This window comes from Actinacidiphila cocklensis, from assembly GCF_907177275.1.
GTDB lineage: Bacteria > Actinomycetota > Actinomycetes > Streptomycetales > Streptomycetaceae > Actinacidiphila > Actinacidiphila cocklensis.
In genome coordinates, this window is sequence record NZ_CAJSLV010000076.1 from 21,301 (window position 1) to 34,195 (window position 12,895).

General features: G+C 71.5%; 10 protein-coding genes and 2 pseudogenes. 8 read left to right on the top strand and 4 right to left on the bottom strand.

Features of this window, described 5'->3' with window-relative positions; genetic code table 11:
* Nucleotides 1–28: 28 nt before the first annotated feature.
* Complete coding sequence (locus tag NFU81_RS28005; RefSeq protein ID WP_251495583.1) at nucleotides 29–2,518, bottom strand: protein phosphatase 2C domain-containing protein; 2,490 nt, start codon at nucleotides 2,516–2,518, stop codon at nucleotides 29–31.
* A 133-nt stretch (nucleotides 2,519–2,651) separates the two neighbouring features.
* Here NFU81_RS28005 and NFU81_RS28010 point away from each other — a divergent pair, with 133 nt between their 5' ends.
* The 5 genes from NFU81_RS28010 to NFU81_RS40855 all read left to right on the top strand — a co-directional run bounded on the left by NFU81_RS28010 (nucleotide 2,652) and on the right by NFU81_RS40855 (nucleotide 6,564).
* Nucleotides 2,652–3,137 (top strand): DUF456 domain-containing protein, encoded by a 486-nt coding sequence (locus NFU81_RS28010; RefSeq protein ID WP_251495585.1) that lies wholly within the window; start codon nucleotides 2,652–2,654, stop codon nucleotides 3,135–3,137.
* A gap of 584 nt (nucleotides 3,138–3,721) precedes the next feature.
* A complete protein-coding gene (locus NFU81_RS28015) occupies nucleotides 3,722–4,564 on the top strand; it encodes a GH25 family lysozyme (RefSeq protein WP_251495646.1) in 843 nt (280 codons plus the stop codon).
* A gap of 105 nt (nucleotides 4,565–4,669) precedes the next feature.
* Nucleotides 4,670–5,056 (top strand): PPOX class F420-dependent oxidoreductase, encoded by a 387-nt coding sequence (locus NFU81_RS28020; RefSeq protein ID WP_251495593.1) that lies wholly within the window; start codon nucleotides 4,670–4,672, stop codon nucleotides 5,054–5,056.
* 155 nt (nucleotides 5,057–5,211) lie between these two features.
* Nucleotides 5,212–6,258, top strand: coding sequence for a LacI family DNA-binding transcriptional regulator (locus tag NFU81_RS28025; RefSeq protein WP_251495595.1), 1,047 nt, complete (start codon nucleotides 5,212–5,214; stop codon nucleotides 6,256–6,258).
* 174 nt (nucleotides 6,259–6,432) lie between these two features.
* The gene (locus NFU81_RS40855; RefSeq protein ID WP_274037667.1) at nucleotides 6,433–6,564 is read left to right on the top strand and encodes a hypothetical protein; all 132 of its coding nucleotides are present in this window, start codon (nucleotides 6,433–6,435) and stop codon (nucleotides 6,562–6,564) included.
* Between the two features lie 44 nt (nucleotides 6,565–6,608).
* Here the strand turns inward: NFU81_RS40855 and rsgA are convergent, their stop codons facing one another.
* The gene (gene rsgA, locus NFU81_RS28030; RefSeq protein ID WP_251495597.1) at nucleotides 6,609–7,721 is read right to left on the bottom strand and encodes a ribosome small subunit-dependent GTPase A; all 1,113 of its coding nucleotides are present in this window, start codon (nucleotides 7,719–7,721) and stop codon (nucleotides 6,609–6,611) included.
* 284 nt (nucleotides 7,722–8,005) lie between these two features.
* Nucleotides 8,006–8,725: a recombination directionality factor gene (locus NFU81_RS28035; protein WP_340188953.1), complete on the bottom strand. Its 720-nt coding sequence runs from the start codon at nucleotides 8,723–8,725 to the stop codon at nucleotides 8,006–8,008.
* A 651-nt stretch (nucleotides 8,726–9,376) separates the two neighbouring features.
* Here NFU81_RS28035 and NFU81_RS28040 point away from each other — a divergent pair.
* Together NFU81_RS28040 and NFU81_RS28045 are read left to right on the top strand one after the other, a co-directional pair.
* On the top strand, nucleotides 9,377–9,862 hold the full coding sequence (locus NFU81_RS28040) for a hypothetical protein (protein WP_251495602.1): 486 nt from the start codon (nucleotides 9,377–9,379) through the stop codon (nucleotides 9,860–9,862).
* A gap of 183 nt (nucleotides 9,863–10,045) precedes the next feature.
* Nucleotides 10,046–10,906 (top strand): alpha/beta hydrolase, encoded by an 861-nt coding sequence (locus tag NFU81_RS28045; protein ID WP_251495604.1) that lies wholly within the window; start codon nucleotides 10,046–10,048, stop codon nucleotides 10,904–10,906.
* On the opposite strand, the pseudogene NFU81_RS41365 reads toward NFU81_RS28045, so the two are convergent.
* Nucleotides 10,903–11,864, bottom strand: a pseudogene (locus NFU81_RS41365) (IS630 family transposase); the annotation flags it as partial. The gene NFU81_RS28045 and the pseudogene NFU81_RS41365 sit on opposite strands and share 4 nt — an antisense overlap.
* Before the next feature lie 74 nt (nucleotides 11,865–11,938).
* On the opposite strand from NFU81_RS41365, the pseudogene NFU81_RS28065 reads away from it, so the two are divergent.
* Nucleotides 11,939–12,879: pseudogene (locus tag NFU81_RS28065) on the top strand (IS630 family transposase); the annotation flags it as partial.
* Nucleotides 12,880–12,895: the final 16 nt, after the last annotated feature.

Here is a 12,895-nt window from a genome sequence, read left to right on the forward strand (position 1 = left end):
CGCGCGGGGGCCGTGGCGGCCGGGCCTGTCAGGCGTCCCAGACGGTCACCGCCGTGCGGTCGTCGGCGTACCCCTTCACCCGGGTCTGCGTGTCGGCGAGATACGCCGCCAGGCCCGGCGCCCGGCCGCCGCCCCAGCGCTCGGCCAGATGGGCGCCCAGCGCGGGCTCCCCGCGCAGCGGCTCGGCCAGCCCCGCGCTGCACATCACCAGGGCGTCACCCGGCTGGGCGACGGTCGCGCGGAAGCGGAACGGGGCGGCGGTCTCGTCAGGTGCCAGGTCGAGGTCCTGCCAGGACCCGGACCTGATGCGGAACAGGCCGCCGTCGCCGACGCCGAAGAACAGCCGGACCGGGCACGCCGGGTCCGCGGGCAGCAGCAGGCAGCGCAGCGACGCCGTGTACGTGCCCTCGTCCAGGCCGAGGTCCTCGCCGCGGGCACGCAGCCGCCCGTAGCAGCGGTCGGTCAGCCGGTGCAGCCCCGACTTCAGCGAGCCGCGCCGGGCCGCCCGCATGTCCTGGGCGAGCCGCTCCCTGCTGCGGCCGACCGCCCCGGCGATCCACCGCACCGCGTCCTGCGCCGCCCGGTGCGCGTCGTCCGCGGCCCGTGCCCCGCTGGCCATCGCGACCAGCAGCAGCGCGTCGTCGCCGGTGCCGAAGCGGGCGGTGAGCAGCGCGTCCCTGCGCGGCTGGCCGCGGTAGCGCGCGGAGTCGCCGCGCACGCTGACCGTACGGAGGGTGAGGACGCCGTACTGCGCCCCGTCGAGCACGGTGTCGGCGACCAGCCCGTCGAGCCGGTCGGGGTCGGCCTCTGGCCACGCGGTCGGCTCCGCCGCGTACGTCGGCGGCCCGCCGCCCACGACCTCCGCCTCGGGCTCCTCCTCCCCCGCCGCGGCCACCCACCCCGGCGGCAACTCCGGCGCCCACCGCACCCCGCCTTCCCCGAACGCGGTCTCCCCCCACCCTTCGCCGCGCCCGGGCGCGGCGACGGCGCCCACGTGGCCCGCGAGGCCGGCACTCCGCGGGTCCGGGGGCGCCGCTTCGGCCTCCCGGCCGGGGATGGGCGGGTCCCCTGCCGCGGACGGCGGCGCGGGCGTGGCGGTCGGGCCGTCGGCGGCGGGCGGCAGGCCGGGAGTGGGCGAGCGGTCCGGCGCGGCGGGCGAGCCGTATGCCCCGGGCCGCGGAACCGGCAGGCGGTCCGGCGCATCGGAGGGCGACGAGGCGGGAGCCCCGGGCTCCGGAACAGGCGGGGCGCCGAAACCGCCCGCCGGCGGGGCGGTCGGGCCGTCCGCCACCGGTCGCGCGGGCGGCGCGGTGCTCGGGTTGGACGAGCCGTACGAGCCGTACGAGCCGGGCTGCGGGCCGAGCAAGCCGTCCGGGCCGCTCACGGGCGACGAGGCGGGATCCGCCAGGGCGTCGGCGGGCGGGTCGGACGGGTCGTCCGGGGCAGGCCGGGCGTCGGCGCCGTCCGGCGCCGGGCTGGGGGACAGGGGTGGGGGCGATGCCCACGGTTCGGCGGGGCGCAGGGTCACGCCGACGTCCTCGGAAACGGCGCGTACGTCGCGCCGGTCGGTGAACCTCGGGACGGGCCACCCCGGCGGGCGCTGTTCTGCGCTCGGCGGCGCGACCGGCGCCCAGGGTTCCGCGGGCGGGGGCGGTGCGTCGCCCCAGGGGCTCGGCGGCGCCGGTACGTCGTCACGCTCGTCGGCCGGCTCGGCCCGGCCCTCGGGGAAGGTGGGCTGCGCGGACCATGCGTCCCAGGGGCGTACCGGCTCCTCGTCCGGGGCGTCGTCCTCCGCGGGGGCCGGGAACATCGGCCGCGCCGACCACGCGTCCCACGGCAGCGACTCCGACCGGCCCGGGCTCCCGTCCGCGTCCCGGCTGCCCCGGTCGCCGGCCGTATCCGTCTCCGACGCCGCCGGCGGTGTCCGGCCGGCCTCCGGATCCCGCCCGGGTGACCGGTCGTCGTCCCGCGAGACCCGGACCTCGGCCTCGGCCTCCGGCGGAATCCCGTCCCCGTACGGCCCGGGCGGCGCGGCTTCCTCCCACGGGACCCCGACCCCGACCTCGGCCTCGGCCTCCGGCACGGGCGGCAGGTCCGCGTCCCGCGGAATCCCGGGGGACCGAGCCGGTTCCGGCGGGGCCAGGTCGGTCTGCGGGGCGTCAGGCCCGGCCGCCTCCGCGGGCGCCGGCTCGGCATCCGGCGCGTCAGTGCCCGTCACCCACCCGGGTGAGGGTTCCGGCGCGGGGGCGGGGGCGTCGCCCGTGCGCGGGGGCGGCGGGGTCCGGGTCGGGCGGGGCCAGGAGGGGGGCGGGACCGGGGCGGTCGGGCGGCGGAGCCGCAGCGTGTCCGCGGCGGACGGCGCCGGAGGCGGCGGGGTCATGGCCGTCAGCGCCGAGTCGAAGTGCGCGTCGACCGAATCCGACCCGGCGGCCCGCGGACCCGCGGCGGCCTCGTCGTCGTACAACTGCCGCCACCAGTCGTCCTCTTGACCCTGGCGCGACTCCCCCTGCTGGCTCATGCCCTTATTGTCCACCGCCCGGGCCGCCGGGAAACGTGGAAACGCCGCGCCGCCCCCCGCACGGCACCCGTCACACCGGCAACATCACCCCCCGAGCGGGCGGAGGCCGCGGGAATCCGGCAGGGTGGGACCCATGGGGACCGCACAGGCGTGCCTGATCGGCGCGGTGATGCTGCTCGGCCTCGTCGGCGTGGCGGTTCCCGGCGTACCGGGGACGCTGCTGTGCTGGGCCGCCGTGCTGTGGTGGGCGACGTCCGAGCACACCAGCCTGACCTGGGGCGTGCTGGCCGGCGCGACCGGCCTGCTCGCGGTCGCGCAGGTGGTGGTCTGGCGGCTGCCCACCCGCCGCATCCGCGACTCGGGCGTCACCTGGCGCACGATGGTCGACGCGACCGCCGTCGCCATCGTCGGCTTCGTCCTCATCCCGGTGCTGGGCGCCGTCCTCGGCTTCGTCGGCAGCATCTACGTCACCGAACGCGTCCGCCTCGGCGGCGGCCACCGTACCGCCTGGACGGCGACCAGGCGGGCGATGCGCACGGTCGGCTGCTCGGTCCTGGTCGAACTCCTCGCGTGCCTCCTGGTGGCCGGCACCTGGCTGATCGCGACGGTCGCGGCCTGAGCCGCGGGCACCCGGAACGAACGCGCGGACCCAGGGCGGACTCAGGAGCGGACCCGCGACCCGACCCGCCTGGCGCAGCCAGAACCGACCGGCGCGACCCGAACCGCGGGGCGCACGGCTTTCACCCCGCTGAAACTTCCGCGGCCCTCACTCCGTCGCCCCAGCTCCACGCGCCCCACCGTGGTCTAGACCGCTGCGATTCACCCCCACCCCCTTTACGCCGAGGGGAAGTTCATGCGTCACTCATGACGCGTTCACATCAATCACCCCGCGCGCACCGCACCGCCCAGCACGATCGTGCACTGCACGGCACCGCACGGAACCGCCCAGCACCGCACAGCACGGCACCACCGCGCGACGCCGCACACCCCCACCCCGCACCACCCGCAGGACCTGCCCCTCAGCACCCCGCCACCCCGCCGAAGCGGTGGCGGTCGCCGACCGCTCGCAAGCTACGCGAGTAGACCCACCGGTCGGACAGCCCCGTGCAGCGCGCGCACCCCCACCCCGCACCACCCCAACGTGCCAGGAGGAATGCCTTGTTCTCCCGAATCCTCAACACCTCGGCTGCGCAGCGGAAACTGATGGCGGCCGGAGTCCTCGGCGCGACCATGGCGCTCGCCGCGACGATGTCGGCGGGCACGGCCGGCGCCAGCGCCCTGCCGTCCGGCAACAACATCCCGCTCGGCGGCGGTTACATGGGCGTCGGCTACACCCAGGACAGCAAGGCCTTCGCGCCCGACACCCGGCAGCTCACCCTGGGCGCCCCCGGCGCGGTGACACCGAACGCGGCCAACCCGGTGGGCATCGACGTGTCGCACTACCAGGGCACGATCAACTGGACGTCGGTGAAGTCGGCCGGCATCTCGTTCGCGTACATCAAGGCCACCGAGAGCACCACGTACAAGGACCCGACCTTCAACGCGAACTACCTCAACGCCTACAACGCCAAGGTGATCAGGGGCGCCTACCACTTCGCGCGGCCCGACCTGTCCACGGGTGCCGCACAGGCCACCTACTTCGCGAGCCACGGAGGCGCCTGGTCGGCGGACAACCTCACGCTGCCCGGCATGCTGGACCTCGAAGGCGGCTGCTACGGCAAGTCCGCCGCGTCGATGCAGTCGTGGGTCCTGGACTTCTACAACACCTACAAGGCCAACACGGGCCGTGACGTCGTCATCTACACGAGCGCGAGCTGGTGGAACTCGTGCACCGGCGGCTGGGGCGGCATGTCCGCCAGGAGCCCGCTGAACGTGGCGCACTGGACGTCCGCGGCCAGCCCCACCATCCCGAGCGGCTTCCCGTACTGGACGTTCTGGCAGTACACCGACTCCGGATCGGTGAGCGGCATCTCGGGCGCCGTCGACCGCGACCGCTTCAGCGGCGACAGCTCCCGCCTGCTGGCCCTGGCCAACAACACCCCCTGACCGGCGCAGCGGGCTGAGCCCGCCACCCGCTCGGACCTGCGGCCTAGGACTCGCCTGGGCCGCAGGTCCGATGCCTGCGTGCCGCGGGCGTGCCAGGGTTGGTACATGACGACGAAATCCGCACGGACCGAACTGAACGCCGCAGAACTGGCGTACCTCCACGAGCAGAACCTCGGCCGGCTGGCGACGGTGGACGCGAAGGGCCGGCCGCAGGCCAACCCGGTCGGCTACCTGCTGCGCCCCGACAGCACGATCGACATCGGCGGCTGGGCGATGGCCACCACGAAGAAGTGGCGGAACGTCGCGGCGAACCGCTACGTCTCGCTGGTCGTGGACGACCGGCCCGGCAGCGACCCGTGGGTGGTCCGCGGGGTCGAGATCCGCGGTACCGCGGAGCAGATCGTCGGCCCGCACGACTACGGCGAGCACCTCAGCCCCGAGCTGATCCGGATCACCCCGTACTCCATCATCAGCTGGGGCCTGGACGGCTGAAGCGAACCTCTGCACCCCCCCGCGGTGGACACCCCGCGGGGCAAAGCTCACGCTATGAAATAAGAGAGCGCTCTCACGCAACGCCGGGTGACCCGTTACGCTGTCCGTGCCGATCCCGGAACTTTTCGTTATCCGCGTGCGAAGGAGCCCTCCCCGTGTCCGACCCGACGTTCGCGGCCCGCCCCACCCTTGAGGAAGTCGCGGCGCGGGCCGGCGTCTCGCGGGCGACGGCCTCCAGGGTGGTCAACGGCAGCGAGGGCGTACGGGCGCCGCTGGTCGAGCGGGTGCGCGCGGCCGTGGACGAGCTGGGCTACGTACCCAACCAGGCGGCCCGCACCCTGGTCACCCGACGCAACGGAGCGGTCGCCGTGGTGGTGGCGGAGCCCGAGACGCGGTTCTTCGCCGACCCTTTCTTCGCGCAGCAGGTGCGCGGCATCAGCAAGGAACTGACCGCGCACGACAACCAGTTGGTGCTGCTGCTCACCGAGGGCGCCGCCGACTACGAGCGGGTGGGCCGCTATCTGGCGGGCGGCCACGTGGACGGCGCCCTGATCTTCTCGCTGCACGACGACGACTCGCTGCCCCTGATGGCCCGCAAGGCGGGGGTGGCGACGGTGATAGGCGGTAGGCCCGGCTGGTCGGACGCCGAAGCGGGGCCGACCACGCTCTACGTGGACTGCGACAACCGCGGCGGCGCCCGCGACGCCGTCCGGCACCTGCAGAAGCTGGGCCGGCGGCGTATCGCGCACATCGCGGGACCGCTGGACCAGACCGCGTCGATCGACCGGCTGGACGGCTTCCGGGACATCCTGCCCGACATCGACCCGGGGCTGATCGCGGAGGGCGACTTCACCCCGGAGGGCGGCGCGCAGGCGATGGAGAAGCTGCTGGAGCGCTCCCCCGACCTCGACGCGGTCTTCGCCGCCTCCGACGTGATGGCGTCCGGCGCGCTGCGGGTGCTGCGGCAGCGCGGACTGCGGGTGCCCGACGACGTCGCGGTGATCGGCTTCGACGACATCGTCTCGGTCGCCGAGTGGACCGACCCGCCGCTGACCACGATCCGGCAGGACATCGAGGAGATGGGCCGGATGATGGCGCGGCTGCTGCTGCGCGCTCTTGAGCCGTCCTCGGTTCCCGGCGGGGTGTCCGCGCTCACCCCGATCGTCACCCCCACCCAACTGGTGGTACGCGCCTCCGCCTGACCCGCCGCGCACCCCGGCGCCATCACCGTCGGCTCGTACGGTCGTTCGGCCGCAGGACCGCGAAACCGCGTCGGAACCCTGTGGGTTGGGAACGGCAGGCAACGGGAAGGTCACGGTCAGGCAGCGAACGTGAGAGTGCGGTGAAGACCGCGCCGGGAAACGAGGAGGACTGCCATGGCCTACTCCGTGATCCTCGGGATCGTGATCGTCGCACTGGTGGTGGCCGGGGTCATCGGCTCGTTCTGGAGCGCCGGCAGCCCGATCGCGGTGCGCCGCCGCCACGGGCGTGACGGCGGCGCCGGGTGAGGTCACCCGGATAGCCCACGGGATCCCCGGGTGACGCCGGGGGGTCAGACCGTCTTACGGTGGCCGCCGCCTCCGCCCCGCTTGCGCTCGTACATCTCACGGCCCGCCGCCGACCGCTGCTTCCACTCGCGCCGCATCTCGGCGCGCAGCCGCTGGTCGGTGCGCGAGGCGATCCAGGCGTTCTCGCGCAGCAGCTTGCGGTAGCTGTCGACCCGGCGGTGCGTCAGCGTGCCGTCGTCGAGCGCTGCGAGCACCGCGCAGCCCGGTTCCGACTGGTGCGAGCAGTCCTGGAAGCGGCAGTCCGCGGCCAGTAGCTCGATCTCGGCGAAGACCTGGCCGACCCCGGACTGGGCGTCCCACAGCCCGACACCGCGCAGCCCCGGGGTGTCGATGAGCACCCCGCCGTCCGGAAGTGCCAGCAGGTCGCGGGTGGTTGTGGTGTGCCGGCCCTTGCCGTCGGCGTCCCTGGTGGCCTGCACTTCCTGCACCTCACGGCCCAACAGGGCGTTGGTCAGCGTGGACTTGCCCGCGCCCGACTGGCCGAGCAGCGCCGCGCTGCCACCGGTCAGCACGGCCGCCAGGCTGTCGAGCCCGGCGCCGGTCGCGGCGCTGACCACCAGCACCTGCACACCGGGCGCCGCGGCCTCGGCGTCGGCCAGCAGATGGGTGGTGTCGGCCAGGGTGTCGGCCTTGGTGAGCACCACCAGCGGTGTGCCGCCGCTCTCCCAGGCCAGCGACAGGAAGCGCTCCAGCCGCCCGAGGTCGAGTTCTGCCGCCAGCGACACGCAGATCACCACGTGGTCGAGGTTGGCGGCCAGCACCTGGCCCTCGGAGCGCTTGGAGGAGGTGGAGCGGACGAAGGCCGTGCGCCGCGGCAGCAGCGTCCGCACGAAGCGCGGGTCACCGCCCGCCGGGTCGACCGCGACCCAGTCGCCGGTGCACACCACCTGCATCGGGTCGGGCGGCGTCACCAGCGCGGTGTCGGCCCGCACCGGCCCGTCCGCGGTGAACAGGTCGCACATGGCGCGGTCCACCCGCACCACCCGCCCGGCCACCAGGCCCGCTTCGGAGTACGGCGCGAAATCCGTCTCCCACACGTCGTCCCACCCATAGGGCACGAGCGCGTGCGAGGAGGCGTCACGAAAGGAAAAAGACAAGGGGGAACCCTTCACACGGGTGGCCCCGGCGGCCCGCGCGCCCAGCGCGCGGCAAGAAGGAAGAGGTCAGCCGGAGACCACGGGAATGCCTGACACGATCTGCTGAATACGGGCAACGCCCATCGCAAAGACAGCCATCGGTCCACACCTCCCTGGTCACACATCACGGCCGACACGGCAGCCCATCCGGCTCCCGCAACGAACACCCCGGACGTTAGCCCCTCCCGCCGGCGCGCGCCACCGGTTTTTCCCGCGCCCGCCGGCACCCGGCCGGCGCCGACCGGCTATGCGGCAAGCCCCAACGCGCCGCGCCCGACAACGCCCCTTCCCGCGCCCCACTCGAGGACGGGCTTCCGATAGCTCACCGCAATGCCGGAAAGGGTAGTGAACCCCACCGTCTCAAGCCGCAGCACACCTCGAACCTCGTCCGCTGCGTCATCGAACACCGCACCCAGTCCGATCAGCGACTCGGCAAAATCCCACGACGACGACGCGATCTCGAAGGGGCCGAGATCCGGCAACTCAACCAGCCCGAACCTCAAGCGCGACCGCGACCGCGGCCGTGCGCCCTGGCCCGTCCACGCTGCTTCCCTTCGTCCCTCCCCCGTGGAGGCGCATGCACCACACGACATATCGCTCGCCGTCGCTCCTTCGCAGGCGTGGAAGAGCTGCCCGTGCCCACCCAGAACCATCCCCGGCAGAACAGCCTCCCGCCCCGGCACCACGATCATCACAGAATCGCTTCGCGTGACCACCTCAAACCCAGACGACGACGGCCCCACGCTCTCGGACTCACCCCCGTACACACCGGCAACGGCATCAGCAGCGACACGGTCGTCAGCGACCACCCGCCACGTCGGCTGGACAACCGGCCTGCCCGAGCGATGCCACCCCACGTGAAACCGCCCGCAAAGACGTCCCCCACCGACCGCAGACAGGCTTCGCGGCCCCGAGGCCGCCTCACCTTCTACTCCTTCTACTTCCCGGACCTCCGAACCGCCCATGCGCGTCTCCGATCACCAAGCCATATGACGCTCGATGATCGGGAAGCAACCACAGCTTGATCAGACCGCAGTCCTCGTGTAGCCAACACCGGGAACCCGCCCAGCGGTGGCCTCGCCGCCAAGTCATCGAGCGCTGACCATAATCCCCCTCCCGAACGTCACGCACGGCCCGCCAGGGCCACTTGACACCGGGGATCTGCGAACACATGAGCCAAAACAGTCGCAAAATTCACTCGGCTCCAACCTCTGCCAAAATGGCCTTATGGGCCAACGGCGACCGAGTCAAGAGATTGCAAACCCTCTCGGAAACCGCAGGTGGTGAAGGGGTTCTCCCCGCGCAGGCGGGGGTGGTCCAGAGCGGCCTCAGCCTCGTAGGCGCCGGTCACCGGTTCTCCCCGCGCAGGCGGGGGTGGTCGGGCGCCATGGATGGCCGCCGTACCGCTCATGTTGTTCTCCCGCGCTGGCGGTGGGTGGTCCGGACCCAATGGAATGTGACCCCAAGACCACACACGTTTTCCCCGCGCAATGGTCCGATCATCTATGTGCGCCTGCGCAGCCGCTTTCCGTTCTCCCCGCCTTGGTCATGTCAATGATCATGTTGTGGCGTCTTACCTGTGGAGTCGACCGAACGGCTGTGGGAGGGTCCTGCATGTGGTCAGTCAGGATGGCGTCCAGCTCGGCGAGCTCGTACTCGTGGGTGGAGTTCGCCCTGCGCACGCTGTGCGTGTTCATCGCGAAGCGCTTCACGTGCTGCGTTCGAGCCTCGACGCAGCCCACGTCGATGCCTACAGCGGTGACGCCTGGCCGCCCGAGGTCCTGCACTCGTATGAGCGTGCCCTGTCGCTGGCTCGTGATGAGGTCGTGCGCGGTAGTCGCTCCGGGCGCTCCGACCTTGGGATGGGAATCGACATTGATGTCCAAGACGACGGGCAGTTCGAAGTGCTGTCGGACTTGGTTCCTTACACAATCCATGCCGAAGGCTGGCGAGAAGGTCGGCTGGTCTTCAGCGCCAGCGACTCGGGAACGGCCCTGTGGATCGAGGTCACGCAGGAACAGGAAGTAGCGCTCCTGTCCCGATTGGGTCTGCTGGGGATTCCATCGGATGCGCTCACCGTCCTGGCTCCCTGGCACTACTGACCTTGTAGGCGTGGTGTCGTCAGGGTGAGCCCGCTGGCAACGAGTACCGTCGATGACGGTGGGCCGGTCCTGAACCTGCTGGAGCACCTGACTGCGCATAGGGACCAGGGCTGTCAGCTGCCCTCCGGCGGCTCTGCGTTAATCCCATTGGATCAGGATGGCGGCCGCCTTAGGGTGCTCCGCGTGAGTAGCGAGATGCCCTACCAGCCGCTTCCGATCGACCAGTCGGACGTGCGCTACGCCTACGGACCCGACTCGGTAGTACAACCGGGCGTGCCCACTGGCGAGACGATCGCGTTCGACTGGATCGACAGCGCGATCTACCCGGGGACCGTCCGGAAGTTCTGGGTTCACGTGCCCAGGCAGTATGACCCTTCGAAGCCGGCGTCTTTGATGGTGTTCCAAGACGGATGGTGGTACCTGGACCCGGACGGGCAGGTGCGCGGCGCGACAGTCCTGGACAATCTCATCCACAGCGGTGATATCCCGGTCATGATCGCCGTGTTCGTCGACCCCGGCGTCTTCCCGGATGCCGAGGTCCCGAAGAATCGCAACAACGAGTACGACGCCTTCGACGACCGGTACGTCACCTTCCTCCTGACCGAGATCATCCCTCGGATCACTGCGCGCTACTCGATCGCCGAGGAACCCGAACGGTGGGGCATTTGCGGTGGCAGCAGTGGCGGCAACTGCGCCTTCACTGCAGCATGGCTCCGACCGGACAAGTTTCGACGGGTCATCGGATACCTGTCCAGCTTCGCGCAGATGCCGGACGGCAATCCCTACCCCGACCTGATTCCCAGCGTTCCCCGCAAACCGCTGCGCATCTTTCTGCAAGCAGGCCACCGTGACCTGCGGTGGAACGAATCCCAGAGGAACTGGCTCGCCAACAACCTGCGCGTCGCAGCCGCTCTCGCGGAAGCGGGCTATGACTTCCGGCTGGTCCTGGGCGACGGAGGCCACAGCCCCAACCATGGAGGCGTCCTGCTTCCGGATGCCCTTCGCTGGCTGTGGCGGTCGGACAACGACCACGGGAGCGGCTAGTGAGTTCGTAGGTCTGGTGCCCTTAGGGTGAGACCGGTGGCCGCCAGGCATCCGTCGATGAGGTCGGGACGGTATTGGACCTCTCGTAACCCCTGCCGAAGGTTGCGCATCAGGTGGACGGGGTCAGTGAAGGCGGTATTGGCCTGGCACCGGCGGCGCAGGAGGGACCAGATACCTTCGACCGGGTTGAGCTGCGGCGCGTAGGGCGGCAGGAAATGGACGGTGATCCAGTCGTGGGCGTCGATGAAGGCGCGCATGCGGGCGTCGCGGTGCACGTTGAGGTTGTCCCACACGAGCACGAGGGGGCGGCCGAGCTGGTTGTGGGCGGCGACGAGCAGATCGCGGTAGTCGGTCCAGGCGAAGCTGCGCCGCCCGCCGTCCTTGTGGTCCCGGTGGATGATCGGCCGGGAGATCAGGCGTGAGCGCTCGCCGTGTTTGTAGCAGGTCAGGGCCGCGATGGAGATGCGGCGCTGGGAGCGTCCACGGACCGTGACGACTGGGGTGTTGCCGCGGCGGGACCAGGTGCGGACGGTTGGCGGCGTCATCGAGAAGCCGGCATCGTCTTCGAAGACGAGGTAGGCATCGAGCGCCGCCGCGGTGCTTCCGCGGACGGCCAGGTCTCCTTCACCCACCCGGCCACGGCCGAGTCGTCTCGCTCCACGGCCCTCCGGGCGGGGACCTGGTGACTCCAGCCGTGGCGGCGCAGCATCTGCGCGATGCCCGACAGGGTGAAACTCTTGTGGAACCGGCGCCCGATGAGGGTCTTGATGCGGGCCAAAGTCCAGGTCTGATCCTGCCATCCGTGCGCCACCGGGCCCTTGTCCAGCTCCTTCTCCAGCACGGCGAACAGCGCGTCGCTCAGTTTGGGCAGCGACACCGGCCCGGTCGAACGCAGCCCAGGCCGGCCCGCCTCCTGCCAGGCCCGCCGCCACCGTTGAACCGAGCGCACGCTGGCCCGTGAACCGTTCCGGGTTCGGTGGAGGCTCGATTCTTTGAGAGGATCGAGCCTCCACCGAACCCGGAACGTTTCAGTCCCGAAAGTCGGCCTACCAGTGGTATCGGGCATGGATGTTGGACGGGGAGGCGGCGCTTGCCTCTCGGGGCGCTGGTGGGCAGCGCTGCAGGCTGTCCGTGAGAAGCCAGGAGAAGTTGGCCGGGTACCTCGACCAGGGGCCGGCCGCCCATGGCTGGGACCAGGTGTGGACCGGAGCGCGGGTGGCCACGCTGATCGGCCGCAAGTTCCATGTCTCGTACAGCGTCTCGGGGGCGACCCGTCTGATACGTCGGCTCGGCTTCAGCCCGCAGGTCTCCGCGCGCCGGGCTGCCGAACGCGACGAGCAGGCCGTTGCTGCATGGAGGGAGGTGACCTGGGCGGAGGTAAAAGCGCCCGAGCGGCCTGCGGCGGCTGGGTCTGCTTCGAGGACGAGGCAGGATTCACCCGCAGGCCGCCCAAAGGGCGCACGTGGGGACGGCGGGGCACTACCCCCGTTGTGAAGGTCGGCGGCCGCGGCTCCGGACGGGTCTCGGTCGCCGGGCTGATCGCGATGCGGCCGGGCTCCAGGACCCGGCTGTGCCACCGGGTCCTGCGGCACGGCGGCCGCAAGGACGAACGCCGCAGCCTGTCCGAACGCGACTACATCGGCCTGCTCGACGGCGTGCACCAGCTGGTCAAGGCTCCGATCGTGCTGGTGTGGGACCGGCTGAACACCCACGTCTCCCGAGCCATGCCCCACATGATCGACGAACGCGAGTGGCTGACAGTCTTCCTCCTGCCTGCTTACGCACCGGAGTTGAGCCCGGTCGAGTACCTCTGGGCGCACGTGAAGCGAAGCCTCGTCAACCTCGCCAGCGTTGCGCTCGACCGACTCGAAGCCCTCGTGCGCAACCGCCTCAAGCGCCTGCAGTACCGGTCCAGCATCCTCGACGGCTTCCTGACCGCCAGCAGCCTCACACTCGATCTCCCACCACCATGACCCTCAAGCGCCGAGG

Coding starts and splice junctions, on each gene's coding strand:
- NFU81_RS28020 (WP_251495593.1), top strand. CDS start 4,670: ATGACGACGAAATCCGCACGGACCGAACTGAACGCCGCAGAACTGGCG.
- NFU81_RS40855 (WP_274037667.1), top strand. CDS start 6,433: ATGGCCTACTCCGTGATCCTCGGGATCGTGATCGTCGCACTGGTGGTG.
- NFU81_RS28005 (WP_251495583.1), bottom strand. CDS start 2,518: ATGAGCCAGCAGGGGGAGTCGCGCCAGGGTCAAGAGGACGACTGGTGG.
- NFU81_RS28010 (WP_251495585.1), top strand. CDS start 2,652: ATGGGGACCGCACAGGCGTGCCTGATCGGCGCGGTGATGCTGCTCGGC.
- NFU81_RS28035 (WP_340188953.1), bottom strand. CDS start 8,725: ATGGGCGGTTCGGAGGTCCGGGAAGTAGAAGGAGTAGAAGGTGAGGCG.
- NFU81_RS28015 (WP_251495646.1), top strand. CDS start 3,722: ATGGCGGCCGGAGTCCTCGGCGCGACCATGGCGCTCGCCGCGACGATG.